Source organism: Nonomuraea soli (genome assembly GCF_013761175.1).
GTDB classification, from domain to species: Bacteria; Actinomycetota; Actinomycetes; order Streptosporangiales; family Streptosporangiaceae; genus Nonomuraea; species Nonomuraea soli.
Genome location: NZ_JACDUR010000007.1, coordinates 522,933 through 544,958 on the forward strand (window position 1 = coordinate 522,933; position 22,026 = coordinate 544,958).

Below are 22,026 nucleotides of genomic sequence, written 5' to 3' on the forward strand. Positions count from 1 at the left end.
GAGGTTGACCACGCACCCTTGGCGACATGGTCGTCAAGGTCAGCGTGGTCGTCAACATCTGTAACCCCGGAGATCGAGCGGACCCCTGCATCCGCTCGGTGCTCGAGCAGACGCTCGACCACTACGAAGTGATCTTCGTGGACGACGGTTCCACGGACGGCATCGCCGAGCGGCTCGATACCGTCGCAGGAGTACGCGGCAACGTGCGGGTGCTGCACCTGCCGCACACCGGCTCGGCCGTGCGCGGGTTCAACGTGGGCGTGGCGGCCGCCAGTGGCCGCTATGTCTACCTGATCGACCAGTTCGACCGGCTCGAACGCGGCGCGCTGGCGGCCATGTACCAGCGGGCCGAGGAGTGGGAGGCCGACGTGCTGGTCGGCCGCCTGGTGCGCGACGGCGGCCCGCCGCTGACCGCCTTCGAGGCCGACCGCACCCGTGCCGACATCCTCAGCGACAAGCTGCTGTCGCTGCTCACCCCGCACAAGCTCTACCGTCGCGCCTTCCTCGAGGAGCACCGGCTGGGCTTCGCCGTACCCGGAGGCAGGCTGGCCGAGCAGACCTTCGCGCTGCAGGCCTACCTCAGCGCCAAGGTCGTCGCCGTCATGGCGGAGCCGGTCTGCTGCCACCTGGGCGAGCGCGCCGAGCAGCCGGAGGACCCCAAGAACGTCCTGGCCGAGCTGCGCACGCTCCTGGACGTGCTCGACGCGCACACCGAGGGCAGGCAGCGCGACCGCATGTACGCCCACTGGATGCGCACCACCCTGCTGAGGCCCTTCATGAGCGCCCGCTTCGCCGGATCGTCGGCCGAGCGCGGCAGGCTGGTCGACCTGCACCGCGAGCTGCTGCTGGAGCGCTTCCCCGAGCACCTGGACCGCTACCTGCCCGCCCACCTGCGCGCGGCCGCCAAGCTGCTGCGTGAAGGCCGGGTGGACAAGCTGGTGGCGCTGGCCAACTCCGCGCGGCACACCAAGGTCCACGCCGACCTGCGGGAGGTGCGCTGGGACGGCGAGACCCTCGTACTCGGCCTGGCCGTCGAGCTGTTCGCGGGCCGCGACCAGCCCGTCCACTTCCGCGAGCGGAACGGCAGGCTGCACTGGAACCCGCCCTCGCAGCTGGCCAAGAACATCACGCCCGAGGTCACCGACGTGACCGCCGCGGTCAGCCGCGCCCGCATGGAGGTCTACCTGCGCAACGAGGTCACCGGAGCGATCTACTTCGTGCCGGTCGGCTTCGAGATCGAGCGGGTGGCCGAGGAGCAGGGCACCCGCCTGCGCATCGTCGGCGAGGCCCGCGTCGACGTGGCCACCGCGGCCATGGGCGGGCCGCTGCAGACCGGCCACTGGGAGGTCCACGTGCGCATGTACGGCGGAGCCCACCAGGACCGCACCCGCGTCAGGCGGCCGGAGGGCCCGCTCACCTGCCTGGGCGTACTGGCCCTGGCGCCACGCCAGCGCCTGATCGTGCCCTGCTGGAGCGACGCGGGGGAGCTGGGCCTGGCCGTCGAGCCGCGCTCGTTCCCCGAGTCGATCGCCCTCGTCTCGCCGGGCGCCAGCGTCACCCGCCAGAGCGGCCACCTGTACGTCGTGCTGCCCGTGCCGTACGTGCCGCCGAGCGGCGGCCCCGCGATGGAGCTGGTGCTGCGCACCGCCTCCGGCAGGCTGCGCGAGATCTGCGCGCCCGCGATGGTCGAGCCGGGCGTGCCCGGCAGGGTGGCGGGCCAGCTGGTCGCCAAGGTGCCGGTCAAGCGGCTGCTGCCGGGCCGCGACAGCCTGGGCCCCGGAGCCTGGCTCACCTCGCTGCGCACCGACGACAGCGAGGTCGGACTCCGGTTCGGCCTGCAGATGCGGGGAAGCACCGTGCAGGTGCTCCCCGCCGCCCAGGTCGACCCCCAGCGTCGCGGCGAGCTCGACCTCGACACCTCGCTGCGGCGGCTGGCCCGCCGGGTGCCCGGCGCACGTCATCTCGTACGGCTGGCACGGGCGGGCAAGCACCGCTACCTGAGGGACTGAAGCACCTCCTGGACGAAGCGCTCGGGCTGCTCCAGGTGGGGGCTGTGGCCGCAGTCCTCGAAGACCACCTCACGGTGGTTGCCGTAGCGCTCCAGGACCGCCCTGGTCTGGGTGACCATCGGCTGGGCGGGCGTGCCGTCCCAGCCGGGCACCGCGCCGATCGCGCCCAGGTGGACGATGTCGAACAGGGAGGCGTCGGAGACGATCTGGTCCTCGGCGCCCCTGATCCACAGGATCGGCGGCTTGGGGCCGATCTCGTGCAGGTCGTCGATCCTGAAGTGGATCGGGGCCAGGGCGTTGAGCACGCCCCTGGTGCCGGGGGCGACACCGGGCCAGTTCTGCGAGGGCACCGAGTCGCCGGGGTAGTGGTCGTCACCGACGCGGGTGGTGAGCATCTCGCGCAGCCAGCGGTCCTCGTCCTCGACGGGGTTCTTCACGTAGCCGAGGTTGAAGACCTGGCGCATCGCCTCCAGGTCGCCGTCGGCCAGGGAGCGCACGAAGTCGGGGTTGGCGGTGCCGCTCCCCGCGCCGTCGGCGTGGGTGAGCTTGCCGTCGGCGCCTGTCGTGCCGCCGAACCCGTACGGCGAGACCGGGTTGACCAGGATCAGGCTCTTGACCAGGTGCGGGTGGTCGCGCAGCAGCTGCATGACCACGCCGCCGCCCATCGACCAGCCGACCAGGTGCGCGGGCTCCTGGAGGTGCTCGAGCACGTCGTCGACGTAGTCGCGCACCCCGCGCGTGGCGTCGACCGGGCGGGCCTCGGCCTGGCCGAAGCCGCGCAGGTCGATCGCCTTCGCCTCCGGGATATGCGGCAGGACGCCGTCCCAGAAGGCCTTGGAGGAGATGTTGCCGTGGACGAAGAGAACCGTCATACCTTCACCTTCTCGTCGAGCGAGCGCAGGTCGCGACCCCTGGTCTCCCGGCTGACGGCGACGGTGACCGCGGTGAGCAGCGCTCCGGCGGCCACGTAGAGGGAGACCGCCAGCGGCGAGCCGAAGCCTTCGAGCAGGGCCAGCGCGATCGTGGGGGCCAGGCCGCCCGCGACGATCGAGGCGAGCTGGTAGCCGACCGAGACGCCCGAGTAGCGCACCTTGGTACCGAACAGCTCGGAGAAGTAGGCCGCCTGCGGGCCGTACATGGCGCCGTGCAGGATCAGGCCCACGGTCACCGCGAGCGTGACGGCCGCGAAGTTCTTGCTGTCGATCAGCGGGAAGAACGCGAACGACCACAGGCCCACGCCGACCGCGCCGAGCAGGTAGACGGGCTTGCGGCCGATGCGGTCCGACAGCGCGCCCCACAGCGGGATCACGATCAGGTGCGCGGTCGAGGCGATGATGAGGCAGTTGAGCACGAGCGGCTTGGTCAGACCCGCGTTCTGCACCGCGTAGACCAGGACAAATGCGGTGATGACGTAGTAGGAGACGTTCTCGACGAAGCGGGCGCCGAGCGCGGTGAGCACGTCACGCCAGTGGTAGCGGAAGACATCGACCAGCGGCATCTTGGCGGGAGCGTCGGCCACGGCCTCTTTGAAGACCGCCGGCTCCTCGATGGCCAGGCGGATCCACATGCCGACCAGCACCAGGATCGCGCTGAGCAGGAACGGCACCCGCCAGCCCCAGGAGTTGAAGGCCTCGTCGCTCTGGACCGCCGCCAGGACGGCGAGCACCGCGGTGGCCAGCAGGTTGCCGCAGGCCACTCCGGCCTGCGGCCAGGAGGCCCAGAAGCCGCGCCGCTCGGCGTCACCGTGCTCGGAGACGATCAGGACCGCGCCGCCCCACTCGCCGCCGATGGCGACGCCCTGGATGAGCCGCAGGGCCACGAGCAGGATCGGGGCCAGGATGCCCACGCTCGCGTAGGTCGGCAGCAGCCCGATCGCGAACGTGGCGCCGCCCATCATGAGCAGGCTGATGACCAGGAGGGTCTTGCGGCCGATCCGGTCGCCGAAGTGGCCGAAGATGATGCCGCCCAGCGGGCGGGCGACGAAGCCCAGCGCGAACGTCAGGAAGGCGAGCATGGTCGCGACGGTCGGGTCGCTCTTGGGGAAGAAGAGCGTGGGGAAGATGAGCGCGGCCGCGGAGCCGTACAGGAAGAAGTCGTACCACTCGATCGTGGTACCGATGAGGCTCGCGCCTACGACCTTCTTGATCGACATATCACACCGTTTCTTGACACCGGGGGGAGTGGCTTCACGGTATGAAGTGATGCCGGTCACTCATATGGGTGCGCCTCCCACAGTCGTGCCGGTGGGTATGTCGGCCTCATCCACTGAGCCGGTGCAGGCGCAGGGCCAGCTGGAGTTCGAGGGCGCGCTCCGGGTCCTGCCAGCCCTCGCCCAGCAGGCGCCCGATGCGCTCCAGCCGCTGCGAGACGGTGTTGACGTGGATGTGCATGGCTTCGGCCGTACGGCTCGGCGAACCACCGGCGCCGAAGTAGGCGGCCAGGGTGCCGACCAGGCTGGTGCCGCGCTTGGCGTCGTAGTCGACCACGGGGCCGATCGTGGCGTGCACGAAGCCGGGGATGCTGCCCGCCTCGCCGATCAGCAGCCCGACGAAGCCCAGCTCGGAGGCGCTGGCTCCACCACCCCTGCGACCCAGCGCGATGAGCGCGTCGGCGCAGCGCTGGGCCTCACGGTAGGCGCCGTGGACGTCCGCGATGCCCGTCACGGGACCGGCCGCGCCCGCCGTCGCCGGTGACTGCAGCGCGGCGCTGAGGTCCTTGGCGATGCGCTTGGCGTCCCGCGGCCCGGGCAGCAGCAACACGACCTCCTCCGGCCTGGCCGCGGCCAGCCCGTGGGAGAGCGCGGCCTGCGACGAGGCCCAGAAGGCCGCGCGCTCGCGCTGGCCCTGATGCTTGGCGACGATCACCACGTGCGGGCGGGCCAGGTTCACGCCCAGCCGGTTGGCCCGGTCGATCAGGCCTTCGTCGTCGGGACGGCTGATCAGGTCGTCGAGCAGCTCGCCCCTGACCCGGCCCTCGGCCTCGGCCACGCTCCGCCTGAACAGCAGCAGCAACGCGCAGACCAGCGCCGCGCGCTCCACGATGCGCTCGTCGGCGTCGGCGCTCCTGACGATCAGCGTGCACAGCGGCTCGCCGCCCACGTCGACCGAGGCGATCAGCAGGTCGTGCCGCCTGACCGTACGCCCCAGCGCCCGCGAGGCCTGCGCAGCCTCGAAGATTCCCGGATCGTCGGTGGCCTGGCCGACGATCACGTTGCCCAGCCCGTCGAGCACGGTCAGCTCACCCGACTCGGCCACCACCGCCGCGATGTCCTCGATGCCCCTGCCCTGCAGCACCAGCTCCATCATGCGGTCGTGGGCCCGCGCCGCGCGCTCCACCGCGTCGCCGTGCTCGCGCAGGCTCCGGTGCGTGCTCGACAGCTCCTCCAGGGCGTTCCTGGTCTCCTGCAGCAGCCGCGCGTTGTCGATCGCCACCGCCGCGTGCGCCGCCAGGCTCGTCAGCAGCGCGACCTCCTCCTGCAGGAAGGGCCTGGCGCTGCGGTTGGCCGCGAAGAGCACCCCGATGACCCGCTGGCCCAGCTTCAGCGGCACACCCAGGATGGCGACCAGGCCCTCCTCGTGCACGGCCGTGTCGATGTGGTTCTTGTGCTGGAAGCGGGGATCGGCGAAGTAGTCGGCCGTGGCGTACGGCCTGGCGGTCTGCGCGACCAGCCCGCCCAGGCCCGCGCCCGGCGCCAGCCGCAGGTTCTGGAAGGCCGCCGAGATCGAGCCGTCGGTGACCCGCATGAACGTGTCGCCCTTGTCGGGATCGTGCAGCGTTAGGTACGTCGTGTCGGTGCCGAGCAGCTGCCTGGCGCGGTGCACGATCGCCTCCAGCACGGCGTCGAGGTCACGCAGCCCGGCCAGGTCGCTGGCGGTGTCGTACAACGCCGACAGCTCGGCCTCCCTGCGCGCCCTGCGCCTGAGCAGCTCGCGCACCTTCAGCGCCTCGACCTTGGCCTGCTCGAGCTCGGCGACCTCCTCGGGCGCGGCGCCGCGCGCCCGCGCCTCGATGATCGGCCCCTCGAACTCCACCGCGGAGGCCTCGCGGGCGAGAAGTTCGAGGTAGACGCGCATGTCGCCCATTGTGCTACTCCTCCGTCATGCCTCGGACCGTAGACCGTGCACAACGGGAGAGAATATGGGGCCGGCCGCCATAACCGCGCGGTGGAATGCGTGGCCGGCCTACTTCACGTCGTCGGCGGGGCTGCGGCCGCGCGAGACGTAGCGTTCGATGAAGCGCTCGACGATGCCCAGGAACGGTTCCTGGAGATCGGCCTTGATCAGGGCGGCATGAGCCGCCTCGAAACACCGGTACGCCGCTGCGGCCAGCGACGGGTCCGCCAGGCCGGTCCTGGCCGCCCCCGCCCACGGGTCGGGTCGCGAGGCGCCGCCGCGGCGTAGCGGCTCCGTGGCCTCCATCGCTGTGTCGAGGGCCTTCTCGTCATCGAGGAGCGCCTTGACGACCGCCACGGGCACGACCCAGTCGTCGCCGTGCTGCGCGTCGATCATCCGCAGCTCCAGGTATCCCCTGGGCCGGATCGGCGGGAAGAGCGTCGACAGGTGGTAGCGCAGGTCACCTACCGTAGGGACCCGAGGCTGCCGTCCCACCACCCAGTCCTTGAAGGTCAGCCCGTCGGGAGCGGTCCAGGGGAGGCCGTCGCGGCGGCGCACGCAGATGACCCGGGCATCGAGGGCGTACCTGGCCCAGGCACTTCGCGGGTCGGCCGATCCGGTGGGCGGCGCGGAGCGGCTGCGATCGATCGACAGCCACGCGGCCTGCCGGGTGGAGCGCCACCCGGTGCAGCGTGAACGGTGGACGGGAGAGTTGGCGAACGCGGCCACCAGGACGGGGCCGATGGCGTGGGCGCCCTCCCACCGCGCGCGGAAATCGTGTTCCGTCCCGGGGCCGCGGCCGGCGCCCCTGAGAGCGCGGCGCTGCCCGGCGTCGAGGGAGACCTGGACCGACGCCGTGCTGCACAACATCAGCCGGCCCGACTCGTTGGTCCGGTTGAAGGCCTCCTCCATGGCGTTGTAGCGGGGGATACGCAGATAGCGCCGCGGAGGCCTGGCGGGGTCGATTCCCACGCCGGCCAGGGTCAGGCCGGCGGAGGCGAGGATGCGGCGGATGGCCGTCATGTCGGCCATCGACCGGCGGAGGCAGTCGCCGAGATCGGCGGGAGCGGAACTCAGTTCGAGCTGGCCGCCCGGCTCGATGGAGAGAATGCCGTCCACGTCGAGATCGTTGAGTGCGGCCGTGGTGCGATCGGGATGCACGGGCGCCATCGGATCGCCGTCGTCATGGACGAGCCATTCGAGTTCGACGCCCACGCGTTTCGGCGGGGCGAAATCGAATGCGCTGCTATAGATCAGGCTTTCCGCCGTGTCCAGATCGGTGAGATGGTCACCGTCGGATACGCCTGGATGATTCATCGGCGGGCCGAGGCTCCAGGTGCTCTTGTCGATCGCCATGCAGAGTCCACCTTTATGTGGCCAATAGCCGGTTACTCATGATGGCAAACCCTTGCGATCACCGTCCAGTGGCTGGAAACTATGCACATCGAGCGGTCCGCTTGTGCTGCTGGTGGTCCCACCCTACAGCGGAAGGCTTCCTGCATGCTGTTGCGTCATGACCGGCTGTCATCAGATGCGCTCCGCGAACTGGCGACCGGTAAGGTGTTGGCGCTGCACGTGCCCGAATATCACGCCCCTGATCTGTGCACGGAGATTGTCGAGCGAATACTCGACGGCATGGGAAAGGGTTATCGGCGGATTTACGAGAGTAATGTCAGGGCCTTTACCGAGACCCGTGGTGATGCCGAGACCAGACGGGCCTATCTGGCGACGGCCATCGAGGTCATGGCTGAGATCAGGCGGTCGTGCCACCCCTTGGCCTCTCCCGTAGACCGGCTCAGGTGCGAACTCGACGAGTTGTGGCCGGGCGGGGCATGCCTGCTCAGACTGGAGGAGAACGCACTGGTCTTCGGCATGGTCCGGGTGTGGCGCGGCGGGGCTCAGGCGCACCCGCATCTCGACGTGCTGCGGGAGTCGGCCCCCGACGTCCGCGACGCGGCGGGGTTCACCGAGCAGCTCGGCGTCAACATCTACCTGCGGATGCCCGCCCAGGAGCACGACAGCGAAGGTGCGCTGGAGCTGTGGGACTTCGGGCTGATGGACGAGGCGGTGATCGGCCGGAGCTCGTGGGGCACCTACGGGTATCGTCGCGAGACGCTGCCGAACCCGACGATCAGGATCCGGCCGGCGGTCGGAGATCTGATCATTTTGCGGACGACCCGGTTGCACGCGGTCCAGCCCACGTGCGACGGGGAACGGATCACGCTGTCCGGGTTCATCGGGTGCTCAGGACCGGACGAGCCGTTGCGCCTGTGGAGCTGAGCGGGTCCGGATCTCAGCGAGGCACGGGCGGCCAGGAACTGGTGGCGGTCACCTTGAAGGCATGCGAACGGATCAGGTCCAGGCTGAACTCGGCTGCCCTGATCTCGTTGGGCAGCACCGAGAGCCTTTCGCGGTCGGCCTTCTGCCGATACTGGGTCGCCCGTGGCTGCATGAGGAGCTTGGTGCCGTTGCGGAAACTCAGCACTCCCTGGTCGACCACGTGCTCGCGATGGTGTTCCGGTACCCACTCGCGCAGCACCAGCCAGGTGTCGATGCCCGCGGCCGCCTGAGCGCGCACGACGTCCTCCAGGTGTGGGGTGGTCGGATCGTCGGAGACGAATATGCGCTCGACCACCAGGCCGAAACGTTCGATGGCCGATTGCTGGGTCTTCAGGTAGCGCTACCCGAACGGCCCTGTCCAGAATTCGAACGGGCCCATGCTGACCGCGCGATAATGCAGAACATCGTCGAATGGCCTGGCGCGGACGCTGTACGGGCCGTCGATGCTCACGATGATGGCGCCGTTGGAAAGGTCGTGCAGGCAGTCGAGCAATTCACTGCTCTTGCTCTGCCGGATATCCGAGAAGACGTCGATGTCGCCCCGGCGGTCGATGCTCTGATAGGCCGCCACGTAACCGTCGACGAAATCCTTGCACAGGGGTGGAGCGGCGATGACCGGGCTCACCTCTCTGAGCGCGGTGGTGAGTTCGGCGGCTTGGCGCTCCATTTGTGTGCGCATCTCGACGATTGCCTGGTCGAGTTTGGTCGACTGCTCCACCAGCAGTGCGATGCAGAATCCGACGAGGCCGACGATGATGCCGACCTGGATGAAGATCTTCGTGGAGTCGACCCATGGAGGAATGATCGCCAACGCCAGCGAGATGGTGATGCCGCCGATCCAGAGCGTCCGGCGGGCATGCTTTGTCCTGGGGGCTAGCGTTTTGGGGGGTTCTTGAAGCGCCACATGGTCATTATCTCGAAATTAGCGCCAATCTTCCAAGAATGCGATTTTATCTCATTTATCTGGAGTAACTCCGGCAACGCCCATGCCCTCGGCTATCGGGCGGTCCACCCGCCGTCCACGGGAAGCGAGACTCCGGTGATGAACCCACCCCTCGGCCCGCACAGGTAGGCGATCAGCTCGGCCACCTCCTCCGGCTCGATCAGCCGCTTGATCGCCGACGGCCTGAGCATGATGTCCTCGACGACCTGCTCCGGCGGGATGCCATGAGCCCTGGCCTGATCCAGGATCTGGTTCTCGACCAGCTCGGTGCGCACGTAGCCCGGCGCCACGCACACCGAGGTCACCCCATGGGGGGCGCCCTCCAGCGCGGCCACCTTCGAGAAGCCCTCCAGCGCGTGCTTGGCGGCCACATAGGCCGACTTGTACGGCGAGGCACGCAAACCGTGCACGGACGAGACGTTGACGATCCTGCCCCACCCGTTCCCGTACATCCCGGGCAGGTAGCGGCGGGTGATCAGGAAGGGCGCCTCGACCATGACCTTGAGGATCGCCGCGAACACCTCGGGCGGGAACTCCTCGATCGGCGCCACGTGCTGGAAGCCCGCGTTGTTCACGACGATGTCGACCCGCTCGTCGGGCAGCCGCTCCACGAAGCCGGGCTCGCTCAGGTCGACCGCCACGGCGACGCCGCCGACCTCGCTCGCGACCTTCTCGGCCGCCTCGCCGTTCCTGTCGACGACCAGCACCTTCGCGCCCAGGTCGGCCAGCTTCACCGCCACCGCCCGGCCGATCCCGCTGCCGGCACCCGTCACCAGGGCCGTCCGCCCGGCCAAGTCCTCCGCCATGCCTCGGACCTTAGACCGCGGGCGCCGGGCGGGCACATGGGGTTGGTCGCCACATATCGGTGAGTCGTTATGTGGGAGGGCACCGGGGCGGGTTCGCGCCGTCGGGGAGCGCCTCCGTCTGGGCTCGCGAGAGCCAGCCGCCGCTGATGGCGCACAGGTGGCGCATCCACTCGGCGGGGTCGAGGGAGACCACCCTGGTGATGCCTGAGCCGGAGTAACCGGCGCCGAGGGCGTCGCGGACCAGGACGGCCTTCAGGTCCTTCCGCACGGCCAGGACGGGGCCCATCCCGCGCGCCGCGAAGGTGCCGAGCACCGGGACGGCCTCGCCCGCGTCGAGAGACTGGGTCACGCGGCCTCGCAGCAGATCGACGGTGAGCACGTGACCGGACGAGGCCACCAGAGCGGTCGATCCGACGGCGGACGCCGCCACGCCGAAGATGGCGTCGGAGCCCGCCCACATGCCCAGTTCCCGCACCTTCCCGGTGCCGGTCTCGATCAGGACGAGGACCAGGTCCGCGCCGTGGATGCCCATCACGAGCAGCCGATCGCCCGAGAGCAGGAGCGCCCGGGCTTCCGTGCCCGCGGAGAACCGTTGTCGCCTCCCCGAGTCGACGTCGACCAGTTCCACGTCGGTGCTCCCTTCCGGCTGGATCGCGACGCGCCCGCCCTCGACCGCCATCACGCACGAGCCGCCCGGATCCAGCTCGACCTCGCGGCCCGCCTCGGCCAGGTCGGGCAGCCGCAGCCTGGAGAGGCTGCCGGACCGGCACAGATGCACCACCTGGCCGTCGACCACGGCCACGGGACCAGGGGCGTAGGGCAGGTCCAGGCGGGCGACCTGTTCGAGCGTCCGCGCACGCCGTACCTCGATCCAGCTCTCGCCCGGCAGGACCAGCCAGGCTCCGTCCGGGCTGAAGGACGCGCCGCCGTCGGCCGCCACCGTCTCGCCCGGCAGGAACTCGCCCGTCGCGATCCGCCATCGGGTCAGATAGTCGCCGGTGGTGACGATCTCCTCGCCCGCCGGGTCGAACACGCCGTCGGCCACGTCTCCGGTGTGGGTGCTCTGCGTGCGCGCCCTGATGTCCTGGAGGTAGACGCCGCCCGTGACGGGATAGGCGAGCTGGCCGTACTCGCCGTCCATGAAGTAGGCGAAGGGCGCGGGCGGGTGGACCGGGCCGATGCCGCGAGGATCCTCCTCGTGCGGGACGGTGAACTGGGCGGCCAGGATGGGGTGCTCGGCCAGCGACAGGCGGGCGAAGCGGCCGTTGAAGGCGATGATCCCGAAGCCCTCTTGATACAGGGCGACCTTGTCGCAGTCGCCCTCCACCGTCGTCTCTCCTTCGACGGGGCGGCCGTTGGAGACCTGGACGAGCCGGATGCCGATCACCTTGGTCCCTTTGGTACGGCAGACGGCGATCGCCTTGGCCTTGGAACTGGCCACGTACGTCACCTTGTCCTCGCGAAGCGTCGACACCTTGCCGCCGGACGGATCCCAGATGTCAGCCTGCCCCCCGGCGATCACCACCGCGTACCCGTCGTCGGACACCCGCAGCGAGCCCACGGAGGTGGCGCCCGTCTCCGCCTCCATGACGCGGCCCCGGTGGTGCAGCCGGTAGCCGGTTCCGTCCCGCAGGGTCACGGCCGCCACCGACCGGCCGTCCGCCGAGAGGTCGACCGCCTCCACGGGCGCGCCGACCCGCATGCGGCTCAGCTCACCCCCGTCGGCCGCGCTCACGATCACCTCGCCCGCCGACGTGGCCACCGCCATCACCCTGCCGTCCAGGCTGAGGTCCACCGCCGTGACGTTCGCGCCGGGCGGCACCGCCACCTCCCGCCCGCCCTCCGGCGTCCACAACCGGACCTCGCGGCTGTCCCACCAGCCGAGTACGCGCGAGCCGTCCTCGCTCATCGCCATGCCGTTGAGCACCCGTCCCTCGCCGTCCAGCACGACGCTGAAGCCGATCGTCCGCAGATACTCCTGGAACAGCGCCTGCCTGGTCTGCGGCAGGTCGGCCACCTGGAAGGCGGCCACGGCCAGCGAGGCCGCGTCGCCGGGCGCCGTGTCACGCGCCGCCCTGTACAGGGCGGCCATCTCCACAGCCGCCCGCAGGCGCTGCCGCTCGCCGCTCTCCCGCCACTGCTGTACGGCCAGCGTGGAGGAGGCGCACAGCAGCACGGCGACCCCGGCCGACAGCAGCCGGACCCTGCGCTGACGCCGCTCCTCCGCCCTGACGAGCGCCTCCGGCGCCTGCCCCTTGACGGCTCCGGTCAGCTTGGCGACGGCCTGGAGGAACACCTCGTCGCTCAGCCGCAGCCTGCGCACGCCGTTCAGGTTCGCGGCGAGCCGCTCCTCCGCCACCGGATCGGTCCCCGGCGCCAGCACCTTCAGCACCGCGGATCCGGGATGGCCCGCCAGCCAGCGTTCCGTCTCCATCCGCACCCACGGGGAACGGTCGGAGTCGGGCGAGACGATGACGATGAGGAAACGGCTCGCGTCGAGCGCGTTCGTGATCTCGTCGGCCAGGTGGGCGCCGGCGTGCAGCCGTTCCTCGTCGCGGAAGATCCTCATCGCGCCCGACCTGCCGCGCCGGGCGAGCCGCTGCATGCCGTTCTTCAGCGCCAGGGCGATGCGCCGGTCGACCTGGGAGTAGGAGATGAAAGCGTCGTACCGGTCTACGCGATGAGCTTCTCCGGCTCCGCCACCCCCGCCAGCCTGGCGAACCCCTCGGCGTACCGACGGATGCCCTCCTGCACCCTCGTCAGCTCCGCCCGGCACTCGGCGTTGTGCTCCCATGCGGACTCCGGCAGGTCGGGATGGTCGCGCTCGAAGTCGCGCAGACGCGGGTGCCAGACCGACAGGAACGGCCGCAACTGCTGGTTGAGCATCATGATGGCGAAGTACTCCACCGTCTGGGAGCCGGGCACCTTCGGTGAGGGCCTGGCCGCCTTCAGCGCCTCGCGGGTGATGGCGAACAGGCTGTAGAGGGAGTTCATCGCCTCGCGCAGAAGCCCTTCGTCCTCGTCGAGCCGCTGCGTGGAGACACGGGTGACGGTCTCGACGAACAGGCCCCAGGCGACCTTCCTGCTCTCGTCGTTGACCGCGAAGGTGAGCTCGCTGAACTGCGGGACGGTGATCTTGACCTCGGTGAGCCTGGCCGCCCTGCTGTACAGCTGCATCCCCAGCACCGCGGCCACGCCCGCCAGCGCCCCGGTGACCAGGAAGACCCAGGCGCCGCCCGCCTGGGTGATCTGGTAGGCGATCAGACCCACTAAGGCGCCGATCAGCGCCGCCGCCACGGCCCGCGCTGTCCGGCCGCGAAGGAAGGTCAGCGCCTGCTCGCGCCGGCCCTCCCGCGGCCAGACTTCCTTCTTGAGCATGGATCTACTGTGCGGGCATTCTCGGGAGAAGTCGATGCCCGCAATCGATCATTCCGCCGGGTGGGTCATCGACAGCACGTCGAGCGCGGAGTCGAGCTGCTCCTCGGTGAGCGTCCCGTTGGCGACGTGACCTCGTTCGATGACGACCTGCCTGATGGTCTTGCGCTCCGCCAGGGCCTGCTTGGCGATCCTGGCGGCCTCCTCGTAGCCGACGTGGCGGTTGAGCGGGGTGACGATGGAGGGCGACCCCTCGGCGTACTCCCGCAGGCGCTCGTGGTTGGCGGTGATGCCGGAGACGCAGCGGTCGGCCAGCAGGCGGGAGACGTTGGCCAGCAGGCGGACCGACTCCAGGATGTTGCGGGCCAGCAGCGGCAGCTGCACGTTCAGCTCGAACGAGCCCGAGGCCCCCGCGAACGTGATGGCGGCGTCGTTGCCCACGACCTGGGAGGCGACCATCAGCACCGCCTCGGGGATGACCGGGTTGACCTTCCCCGGCATGATCGACGATCCGGGCTGCAGGTCGGGCAGGTTGATCTCGCCGAGCCCCGCGCGAGGTCCCGAGCCCATCCACCGCAGGTCGTTGGCGATCTTCGTCATGGAGACGGCGACGACCTTCAGCGCCCCCGAGAGCTCCACGATCGAGTCCTGGGCGCTCTGCGCCTCGAAATGGTCCTCGGCCTCGGCGAAGCGGATGCCCGTCGCCTCGCTGAGCTTGTCGACGGCGCGGGCGGCGAAGCCGGGCGGGGTGTTGATGCCCGTGCCGACGGCGGTGCCGCCCAGAGGCAGCTCGACCAGGCGGGGGAGCGCGGCGTTGACCCGGTTGACCCCGTGCTCGATCTGCGCCGCGTAGCCGGAGAACTCCTGGCCCAGGGTGACAGGCGTGGCGTCCATGAGATGGGTGCGGCCCGACTTGACCGCCGTGGCGAACTCGGCCGACTTCACCCGCAGCACCGTCGCCAGATGCCGCAGGGAGGGCACCAGGTGGTAGACGACCTCGGTGGCGGCGGCGACATGGATGGAGGTGGGGAAGACGTCGTTGGAGGACTGCGAGGCGTTGACGTGGTCGTTGGGATGGACCGGCCGGCCCAGACGCTGCTCGGCGAGGGAGGCGATGACCTCGTTGGCGTTCATGTTGGACGAGGTGCCCGAGCCGGTCTGGAAGACGTCGATAGGGAACTGTGCGTCGTGCTCGTTCTCGGCGACGTCGGCGGCGGCCTGGGCGATCGCCTGGGCCAGCTCCTTGTCGATCACGCCGAGCTCGCCGTTGACCTCGGCCGCGACCGCCTTGATGAGCCCGAGCGCGGCGATGTGCGCGGGCTCCAGACGGCGTCCCGAGATGGGGAAGTTCTCCACGGCGCGCTGGGTCTGAGCGCGCCAGAGAGCGTCGGCGGGGACGAGCACTTCGCCCATGGAGTCATGTTCGGTGCGGAACTCGCTCATGACTCCAGTCTCCATCAACCCCGCAGAGCGGTGAGAACCAGGACCGCGATGATGACGGCCGCGGCGGCCGCGATGGCCATGAGCACGAACATGCCCGTACGGCTGGCCTTCTTGGGCGGCTGCTGCTCGCCCGCGATCGCGAACAGGTCGGTGCCCAGGCCTCGCGACTCGGCGGGCTGCGGGGGTTGCGGCTGCGGGTAGTGCTGGTGTTGTTGCTGGGGGGTCGGGTAGACCTGCTGGCCCATGGGGTGCGGCTTGACGACCCTGGTCACCTCGCCCGCGTCATCCGCGTCGCCTGCAACGCCCGCTTCGTCCGCTCGGACGGGCGGGGGCTGCTGCGGGAGCGGGGCGCGGGGGCGCATCACGGTGACGGTGCGGTCGGGGTCCTGGCCGGGGTCGAAGGGGGAGGGCCAGTCCTCCTGCTCGGAGCGCCCGCCGTCGGGCTGCCGGCCGCCCCCGCCCTGCCGGACACCACCGGAAACGGCTCCACCCTGCCCCGGCCGCCCACCCGGCCCGCCTTGCGCACCGGCCGCGCCCTGACCACCCTGACCACCGGCCACGCCGTGCCCGCCCTGAGCGGTGCCATGGCCGCTCTGCGTGCCTGTTGCGCCGCGGGTGTCCTGCCTGCCAGGCGCGCCGTGGCCGCTTTGCGTGCTGGTCGCGCCATGGGGGTCCTGCCCACCGGTCGTGCCGTGGCCACCCTGAACGCCGGCCGCGCCCCAGCCGCCCTGCTCACCGGCCGCGCCATGGGGGTCCTGCCCACCGGTCGTGCCGTAGCCGCCCTGCGCGGCGGCGGCCTGCCCGCCGGGCGTGCCGTGGCCGGGGTGGGCTGGTTGTGGGGGGCCGAAGGCGCCGAGGCGGTGGCCGCTCTCGGCGGCGGGACGGCCGAAGGCGCCGCCCGTGTGCTGCGGCTCCGCCGGTGCGCCACCACCTTCCGACGGCCATGCCGTACCGCTGACCTGGTCCTCTATCGCCGGGAACTCGTGCGTCGGCGTGTCGGCGACCATCCGCAACATCGTCTCGGCCTTGGCCGCCGTGACCCGCCGCTGGTGGTCCTTCTGCAGCATGCCGTCCAGTACGGCACGCAGCGGTCCCGCCTGCGTCGGCGGGTCGACGCTCTCGGTCATGAGTGCCGCGAGCGTCTCGGAGATGGAGGCCCGCTCGTAGGCGGGGCGCCCTTCCACGGCGAAGTACAGCGTCGCCCCCAGCGACCAGATGTCGGACTCGGGCCCGGTGTACTCCCCGCGTGCTCGTTCGGGGGCGGTGTAGCCGGGCGACCCGATGACCATGCCGGTCTTGGTCAGCTTGGTGTCACCCTCGGACTTGGCGATGCCGAAGTCGGTCAGCACGACGCGACCGTGCTCGGTGATCAGCACGTTGCCGGGTTTCACGTCGCGGTGGGTGATGCCCTGGGAGTGCGCGGCGCGCAGCGCTCCGAGCAGGTCGACGCCCAGCTCGGCGACCAGGCGGGGCGGCAGCGGGCCCTCCTCGTCGATCACCTGCTCAAGGGATCGCGCCTCGACGAGCTCCATGATGATCCACGGGCAGCCCTCGTGGACGAGCACGTCGTAGATCGCCGCCACGGAGCGGTGGTTGATGCGTGAGGCGGTGCGCCCCTCGCGGACCATGCGTTCGCGTAGTTCGGCGCGCTGTTCCTCGGTGAGGCCCGGGTCCTGGCGGATCTCCTTGACGGCGACTTCCCGTCCGAGCGCGCGGTCGCGTGCGCGCCAGACGGTCCCCATGGTCCCCCGGCCGAGTGGCACGAGCAGCTCGTATCGGTCGGCGAGCAGTCGTCCCCTGTGCTGTTCCGGCATGAGTAGAAGATATCCACTCCGGCTTGGGATGCGCTTTACCCTCGCTTGCGAAGTTCGCGTGGCCAGAAACGCCGCGGAAGGAACATCTTTATCATCCGGGTCTTGAACCGGGCGTAGGGCGACATAGGCGCCACTGATCGCCGGGGCAACGGCACCACGGGCGTGCTGTCGGCCCGGTGCAGACCGCGGTGCGCGGGGCGCCGGGCGAAGGCCGGGGCGCTGAGCACGATGGTCGGCTTGCGCCCGTTGGCCGGCAGGGGCTTCTCCGCCGACCCGCCCGCCGCCACCCGCGAGAGCATGAGCGAGGCGCGCACCGAGTCGATGCGGGTCTCGGGGTCGATCCTGAGCAGCGCCTCAAGCACCGGTGCCAGCGGGCCCGCCTTGACCATCGGGATCGGTTCGCCGCTGGTGAGGGCGGCCAGCGCGGCCGCTGCCGTACGGCGGCCGTGCAGGCCGTGGCCCTCGACGGCGGTGTAGAGCGTCGCGCCGAGCGACCACAGGTCGGCGGCGGGGCTGGCCTTGGCGCCCAGCACCCGCTCCGGTGCGATGTAGCCCGCCGACCCCAGCACCATGCCCGCCTGGGTGATGGAGATCTCGCCCTCGAAGGCGGCCAGGCCGAAGTCGGTGAGGATGGCGCGCTCGTCGGTGACCAGGACGTTCGACGGCTTCACGTCGCGGTGCAGGATGCCCTTGCCGTGGACGGCGCGCAGGGCGCCGAGGATCTGCCGGCCCAGCTCCGCGGCCCTGCGGGGCGGGAGGGGTCCGTGCTCCTGGATGAGCTGCTCCAGCGACCTGGCGTGCAGGAGCTCCATGACGATCCAGGGGCGCTCGTCCTCGGTGATGACGTCGTAGACGGTGATGACCGAGGGGTGCGCGACCATGGCGGTCGCCCGGCCCTCGCGAGCGGTGCGCGCGCACAGCTCGGCCCGCAGGTCCTCGTCGAGGACGACGGGGAGCCGGACCTCCTTGACGGCGACCTCGCGGTCGAGGAGCTCGTCGTGAGCTCGCCACACGGTGCCCATGCCGCCGCGGCCGACCGGCTCGACCAGCCGGTAGCGCGCGGCAAGGAGGTAACCGGACGGCGCACGCATGGCAGGCAGCTTACCGATTTGCGCAAACGTACCTGTAGAGGCGGGGCCGATAAAATATTGCGATCTTCCGTCAAGCGGCCTGACTTGTCGCGTCAGCAAATAAGCGAAATGTCCGGCAACGCGTAGCCTGGCCTCGTGATCACCTCCATCCCGGATTCTGCTGCCATGCATGCCGTGTACGCCCAGGCCTTCGTCCAGCCGCCCTGGAACGAGTCGCCCGAGGAGATCGCGGCCTTCACCGGGCGCTTCGAGGAGCACCGGGCCCTCCCCGGCTTCCGGTGCCGCATGGCCTGGGCGGACGGCGAATTGGCGGGCTTCACCTACGGGTTCGACACCTGGACGGGCTCCAGGATCTACCCCAAGCTCGGCCGTGACCTGAGCGCCCGTTTCGAGCTGCGTGAGCTCGCGGTGGACCCGCGCTTCGGCGGACGGGGCGTCGGCGCGGCACTGATGACCGACCTGCTGGCGGACGCGGGTCCCGCGTGGTTGCTCACCAGGGCCGACGCCGTCCCGGCCGTCAAGCTCTACACCCGGCTGGGCTGGGTGCACACGGCCGACGTCGAGGGCCTTCGCCTCTACCTGTCGCCGGTTCAGGAAGCCGACCGGTAGTAGCGCCGAGTCGGCGCACCCTAGCGGGCCAGCCGCTCCCGCAGGGCGTCCGCGCCGATCTCGACCACGAGCATCGTCCGCCGGGTCTCGTAGCCGAGCCGGTGGTTGACGCCGATCATGAAGCTGTTGGCGGCGTCGGTGTTCGTCATGATGCGATCGAAGCCGGGGCGCTCGGCCACCAGGCGGCGCATCACCGCGGACTTCACCGCGAGCCCCAGCCCTCGCCCCCTGTGGCCGGGAACGACGGCCGTGTCCTGCTGGAAGGCCCTGTCGCGGATCGCGGGGAAACTCAGCAGCTCGGTGAAGCCGGCGACCTCGCCACCGGCTTCGTGGACGGCGACGCACACCCTGCTCTCCGCGCCCTGCCCGGCGAACGACTCTTCGGCCTGCCGTACCCGCTCGACGGTCCACGACGGGTGCCGGTAGCTCGCCTCGCCCAGCGGTGCGGCGGCGATGGCGTTGCGTGCCCGCGCGTAGGTCTCGACGAGCGCCTCGGGGGCGCTCCCGGTCCACTCCTCCAGGCGGTAGCCGGGCGGGCAGGGGGCCTGCCAGGTCTTCGGGTCGGTGGCGCGGATGTCGAGCACCTGGAGCAGGACCCGCTCGACGGTGGTGAACCCCAGGCCGGCCGCCCAGCGCTCGCCGTCGCCGCCCGCGGTGATGCCGCCCGCCGTGACCAGGGTCCGGTCATGAGGGAGGTCGGCCACGACCGCCCGGAGCAGGCCGGTGCCGATCCCCGCCCCGCGCAGGTCGGGATGCACCCGGACCAGCACCCTGGCCGAGGCGGCGTTCTCCGACGGCGGCAGCCCGAGGACGGCGGAGCCGGTGATGCGCCCGCTGTCGCGCGCGATCCAGCGCCGCTGCTCTCCGACTTCCGGATGGCTGACACGCAGGCGTCCCACGTAGTCGTCGTAGCCGAGCTCGGGGGCGTCAGGATGGTCGACGGCGAACGCGGCCCGTGCCATCTCGTAGTGGGCGACCAGGTCGGACTCGTCGGCCGAGGCCACGTCGAAGGGGGTGATCATGGCGTCTCCCTGCGGCTATCAAGCCGCTATCAAGCCGCGTCAGCGGGCTGTAGGTGCGCGGTAAGCGCCCGGGTGCATCGTCTCCTTAGCACGAAAAACTGTCAGTCGGGATCGTCAGAATGAAGGCATACGCCCTCGGAACTCACGATCACCACGATGTCGTTGAAGGACGTGATGAGGATGCGGCAGACACAGATCAGGAAGCGGCCGAGCAAGCCGGTCAAGTCCTCGCTCGACCTGCGCACCCCGTCGGGGCGGAAACTGCCCTACTGAACAACCCGTACAGGAGCACCACACACCAGAAGAGGTTCAGAAATGTGCCAGCACCAGCCCCTCTGCCCCGCCGCCGACTCCCTCGACCGTGAAGCCGCCCACGTGGTCAACTCTCACCCCGACCAGGGCTGGAGCCTCCTGTGCAACGGCGTGATCATGTTCGAGGACACCGGTCTGCTGCTGCCCGACGGCAGCGTGGTGGCACCGCACCGCGTGCTCGCCTACGCCGCCTGACGGACCCGGCCCCCTAGCGACGCCCGATCGTGAGGACCGGACGTGGTGTCGGTGAAGAATTTCTGAATATTGTTTGGCTAACGGCAACGCATCTAGGCTGTAGCGCATGGTTGAGAATCCCCGTGTGCTTGGCGTGATCCGACTGAGCGTCACAACAGACGCGAGCACGGCCCCCGAGCGTCAGAGAGACGCGATCCAGCACTGGGCCAACTCCCCGCACGTCAACGGAACCGTCGTGGGCTGGGCGGAAGATCTGGACGTGTCAGGCGGACTGGACCCCATGAAGCGGCCCAAGCTGGGGGCGTGGCTCAGAGAGCACGCCGACGAGTTCGACATCATCGCGGTACTGAAGATCGACCGGCTGACACGCCGCTCGCAGCACTTCGCAGAGATGATCGAGTGGTGCCAGTCACGCGGGAAGACCATCGTCTCTGTGACCGAGGGCATCGACATGTCCACCCCGATGGGGAAGATGTTCGCTCAGATCATCGCGGCCTTCGCCGAAGGCGAGTTGGACACCATCCGCGCCCGTGCGCAGGCGAGTGCGCAAACGCGCTTGGAGATGGGCGTGTGGACTGGGGGAGTCCTCCCCTTCGGCTACCAGTTCGTTGACAACGCTGGGGGCAAGGGCAAGAAGCTGGGCCAGGACCCCGAGTACGCCACGCTCCTCAGAGAGATCGTGGACAGGGTCAAGGCCGATTGGTCGGCCTACCGGATCGCTCTCGACTTGAACCAGCGCGAGGTGCCCACGTGGCGCGACTATCTGCGGACCAAGGCAGGCAAGACCGCGCGTGGGGTGAAGTGGACTTCCAGCACCATCGTGGCCATCGTCACGAACCCAACGGCCGCCGGGTTCTACACCTACAAGGGTGAGCAGGTGGAGGACGAAGACGGCAACCCGATCATGATTGCGGACAACCCCATCATGACGCCGGAAGAGTGGCGGCAGATGGTCGTACGCTTCACGACTGACGAGCGGAAGGCGGTTCGGGCCACCCCTTCGCGGTCGATGCTGGGAGGGGTCGCGACTTGTGGGGTCTGTGGTGCCAATCTCTCTTCGGCGAAGAAGACCCGGCACAACAAGGGCGGAGTCACAGAGCACTATTACTACGCATGCAACAACCTTCAGACCGGCACTTGTCCGCTCCCGGCACGCGCCAGGCGCGGCTTCTTGGATGACCTCGTCAACGAGATCGTGATGTCTAGCGGCATTGGGGCGGCACCGGTCTTCGAGAGGACGTCCGTAGACATCGGCCCGATGCGTGCGGAACTGGCTGCCGTCAACTCTCGCCTTGAGCGCTTGGAGGGTGACTACGTCGCGGGCCGGTATGACGGGGAAGGCCAGGAAGAGTCCTACTGGAAGATGCACAAGAACCTGTCGGCCAAGGTCGCCAGGCTACGCGGCGAGTTGGACGTGCTGTCGGGCGCTCCCCGGTTCGTGGACACGGGACGGACCTACTCTGAGGTCTGGGCGGAGAAGGACGATGAGCAGAAGCGAGCGTTCATCAAGAAGCACAACATCAAGATTGTGGTCTTCCGCGACCTGGTGGACGGGTCAGAGGAAAGTGTCGCAATCGAATTCGGCGACCTGGAAGAGATCGTCAAGGAGAACAATCGTCAACTTGATGGCGTGGATTACCAGCGGAGTGATTACAACACGCCGCCCGGACTCGATGGCGAGATCATGTCCCTTGCTGCGCTAACCGAGTTGGCGAAGGTCCGACTCGCCCGGCGGTAGGGGCGGCGAAAGGTAGCATGCATCGCCCGGGAGAGATAGGGGGCTGATCGTCCCCATGTCTGCATGTTAAGACGACCAAGTGCGCCCCTCCGGGTCGGCCGTTTGCCCGGCCTGCTCCCGATGGAACGCAGGCATCGGCTTGCGGCCCTGTCCAGGCGAGTGGTGGCCGTTCCTCCGCCTCTTGCCGGTCCGCACGTCGATCCCCACCAGCCGAGCC

The 22,026-nt window shown here is 69.8% G+C and carries 18 protein-coding genes; 5 read left to right on the forward strand and 13 right to left on the reverse strand.

Translation table 11 applies throughout. The features are described from left to right. Nucleotides 1-26 precede the first annotated feature (26 nt). Nucleotides 27-2,009: a glycosyltransferase family 2 protein gene (locus HNR30_RS35040; protein WP_181614383.1), complete on the forward strand. Its 1,983-nt coding sequence runs from the start codon at nt 27-29 to the stop codon at nt 2,007-2,009. Here HNR30_RS35040 and HNR30_RS35045 read toward each other — a convergent pair. The 4 genes from HNR30_RS35045 to egtA form a co-directional block, all read right to left on the reverse strand. Continuing rightward, entirely contained in the window at nt 1,994-2,881 is an 888-nt protein-coding gene (locus tag HNR30_RS35045) for an alpha/beta fold hydrolase (RefSeq protein WP_181614384.1), read from the reverse strand. The genes HNR30_RS35040 and HNR30_RS35045 overlap by 16 nt on opposite strands. Continuing rightward, complete coding sequence (locus HNR30_RS35050; protein ID WP_181614385.1) at nt 2,878-4,161, reverse strand: MFS transporter; 1,284 nt, start codon at nt 4,159-4,161, stop codon at nt 2,878-2,880. Before HNR30_RS35050 ends, HNR30_RS35045 begins: the two co-directional genes overlap by 4 nt. A 106-nt stretch (nt 4,162-4,267) precedes the next feature. Further along, a complete protein-coding gene (locus tag HNR30_RS35055; RefSeq protein WP_181614635.1) occupies nt 4,268-6,082 on the reverse strand; it encodes a helix-turn-helix domain-containing protein in 1,815 nt (604 codons plus the stop codon). Between the two features lie 108 nt (nt 6,083-6,190). Beyond that, nucleotides 6,191-7,477, reverse strand: coding sequence for an ergothioneine biosynthesis glutamate--cysteine ligase EgtA (gene egtA / locus HNR30_RS35060; protein WP_220134322.1), 1,287 nt, complete (start codon nt 7,475-7,477; stop codon nt 6,191-6,193). A gap of 144 nt (nt 7,478-7,621) precedes the next feature. On the opposite strand from egtA, the gene HNR30_RS35065 reads away from it, so the two are divergent. After that, the gene (locus tag HNR30_RS35065) at nt 7,622-8,401 is read left to right on the forward strand and encodes a 2OG-Fe(II) oxygenase (RefSeq protein ID WP_181614386.1); all 780 of its coding nucleotides are present in this window, start codon (nt 7,622-7,624) and stop codon (nt 8,399-8,401) included. A 13-nt stretch (nt 8,402-8,414) separates the two neighbouring features. On the opposite strand, the gene HNR30_RS35070 is transcribed toward HNR30_RS35065, so the two are convergent. From HNR30_RS35070 to HNR30_RS35100, 8 genes are all read right to left on the reverse strand, one after another. Continuing rightward, nucleotides 8,415-8,756 (reverse strand): hypothetical protein, encoded by a 342-nt coding sequence (locus tag HNR30_RS35070; protein ID WP_181614387.1) that lies wholly within the window; start codon nt 8,754-8,756, stop codon nt 8,415-8,417. A gap of 45 nt (nt 8,757-8,801) precedes the next feature. Next, nucleotides 8,802-9,365 (reverse strand): hypothetical protein, encoded by a 564-nt coding sequence (locus tag HNR30_RS35075; protein ID WP_181614388.1) that lies wholly within the window; start codon nt 9,363-9,365, stop codon nt 8,802-8,804. A gap of 92 nt (nt 9,366-9,457) precedes the next feature. Next, nucleotides 9,458-10,210, reverse strand: a complete 753-nt coding sequence (locus HNR30_RS35080; protein ID WP_181614389.1) for a 3-hydroxybutyrate dehydrogenase — start codon at nt 10,208-10,210, stop codon at nt 9,458-9,460. A 67-nt stretch (nt 10,211-10,277) separates the two neighbouring features. After that, the gene (locus HNR30_RS35085) at nt 10,278-12,986 is read right to left on the reverse strand and encodes a toll/interleukin-1 receptor domain-containing protein (protein WP_312894884.1); all 2,709 of its coding nucleotides are present in this window, start codon (nt 12,984-12,986) and stop codon (nt 10,278-10,280) included. Then, nucleotides 12,884-13,588: a hypothetical protein gene (locus tag HNR30_RS48515; RefSeq protein ID WP_246379902.1), complete on the reverse strand. Its 705-nt coding sequence runs from the start codon at nt 13,586-13,588 to the stop codon at nt 12,884-12,886. Before HNR30_RS48515 ends, HNR30_RS35085 begins: the two co-directional genes overlap by 103 nt. A gap of 48 nt (nt 13,589-13,636) precedes the next feature. Further along, nucleotides 13,637-15,028, reverse strand: a complete 1,392-nt coding sequence (locus tag HNR30_RS35090) for a class II fumarate hydratase (protein WP_181614391.1) — start codon at nt 15,026-15,028, stop codon at nt 13,637-13,639. Between the two features lie 14 nt (nt 15,029-15,042). After that, entirely contained in the window at nt 15,043-16,842 is a 1,800-nt protein-coding gene (locus tag HNR30_RS35095) for a serine/threonine-protein kinase (RefSeq protein ID WP_181614392.1), read from the reverse strand. 35 nt (nt 16,843-16,877) lie between these two features. After that, nucleotides 16,878-17,933, reverse strand: a complete 1,056-nt coding sequence (locus HNR30_RS35100) for a serine/threonine-protein kinase (RefSeq protein WP_181614393.1) — start codon at nt 17,931-17,933, stop codon at nt 16,878-16,880. A gap of 135 nt (nt 17,934-18,068) precedes the next feature. On the opposite strand from HNR30_RS35100, the gene HNR30_RS35105 reads away from it, so the two are divergent. Continuing rightward, complete coding sequence (locus HNR30_RS35105; RefSeq protein WP_181614394.1) at nt 18,069-18,542, forward strand: GNAT family N-acetyltransferase; 474 nt, start codon at nt 18,069-18,071, stop codon at nt 18,540-18,542. A 20-nt stretch (nt 18,543-18,562) separates the two neighbouring features. Here the strand turns inward: HNR30_RS35105 and HNR30_RS35110 are convergent, their stop codons facing one another. Next, nucleotides 18,563-19,564: a GNAT family N-acetyltransferase gene (locus HNR30_RS35110; RefSeq protein ID WP_181614395.1), complete on the reverse strand. Its 1,002-nt coding sequence runs from the start codon at nt 19,562-19,564 to the stop codon at nt 18,563-18,565. A gap of 315 nt (nt 19,565-19,879) precedes the next feature. Here HNR30_RS35110 and HNR30_RS35115 point away from each other — a divergent pair, with 315 nt between their 5' ends. Both HNR30_RS35115 and HNR30_RS35120 read left to right on the forward strand, forming a co-directional pair. Next, nucleotides 19,880-20,071, forward strand: a complete 192-nt coding sequence (locus tag HNR30_RS35115; protein WP_181614396.1) for a DUF5999 family protein — start codon at nt 19,880-19,882, stop codon at nt 20,069-20,071. A 106-nt stretch (nt 20,072-20,177) separates the two neighbouring features. Beyond that, nucleotides 20,178-21,809, forward strand: coding sequence for a recombinase family protein (locus HNR30_RS35120; RefSeq protein ID WP_181614397.1), 1,632 nt, complete (start codon nt 20,178-20,180; stop codon nt 21,807-21,809). The last annotated feature ends 217 nt before the right edge of the window (nt 21,810-22,026 follow it).

Bases quoted from the DNA above. Each gene is read 5' to 3' on its own strand.
- HNR30_RS35040 (WP_181614383.1), top strand. From the start codon at position 27: ATGGTCGTCAAGGTCAGCGTGGTCGTCAACATCTGTAACCCCGGAGAT.
- HNR30_RS35045 (WP_181614384.1), bottom strand. From the start codon at position 2,881: ATGACGGTTCTCTTCGTCCACGGCAACATCTCCTCCAAGGCCTTCTGG.
- HNR30_RS35050 (WP_181614385.1), bottom strand. From the start codon at position 4,161: ATGTCGATCAAGAAGGTCGTAGGCGCGAGCCTCATCGGTACCACGATC.
- HNR30_RS35055 (WP_181614635.1), bottom strand. From the start codon at position 6,082: ATGCGCGTCTACCTCGAACTTCTCGCCCGCGAGGCCTCCGCGGTGGAG.
- egtA (WP_220134322.1), bottom strand. From the start codon at position 7,477: ATGGCGATCGACAAGAGCACCTGGAGCCTCGGCCCGCCGATGAATCAT.
- HNR30_RS35065 (WP_181614386.1), top strand. From the start codon at position 7,622: ATGCTGTTGCGTCATGACCGGCTGTCATCAGATGCGCTCCGCGAACTG.
- HNR30_RS35080 (WP_181614389.1), bottom strand. From the start codon at position 10,210: ATGGCGGAGGACTTGGCCGGGCGGACGGCCCTGGTGACGGGTGCCGGC.
- HNR30_RS48515 (WP_246379902.1), bottom strand. From the start codon at position 13,588: ATGCTCAAGAAGGAAGTCTGGCCGCGGGAGGGCCGGCGCGAGCAGGCG.
- HNR30_RS35090 (WP_181614391.1), bottom strand. From the start codon at position 15,028: ATGAGCGAGTTCCGCACCGAACATGACTCCATGGGCGAAGTGCTCGTC.
- HNR30_RS35095 (WP_181614392.1), bottom strand. From the start codon at position 16,842: ATGCCGGAACAGCACAGGGGACGACTGCTCGCCGACCGATACGAGCTG.
- HNR30_RS35100 (WP_181614393.1), bottom strand. From the start codon at position 17,933: ATGCGTGCGCCGTCCGGTTACCTCCTTGCCGCGCGCTACCGGCTGGTC.
- HNR30_RS35110 (WP_181614395.1), bottom strand. From the start codon at position 19,564: ATGATCACCCCCTTCGACGTGGCCTCGGCCGACGAGTCCGACCTGGTC.
- HNR30_RS35115 (WP_181614396.1), top strand. From the start codon at position 19,880: ATGTGCCAGCACCAGCCCCTCTGCCCCGCCGCCGACTCCCTCGACCGT.
- HNR30_RS35120 (WP_181614397.1), top strand. From the start codon at position 20,178: ATGGTTGAGAATCCCCGTGTGCTTGGCGTGATCCGACTGAGCGTCACA.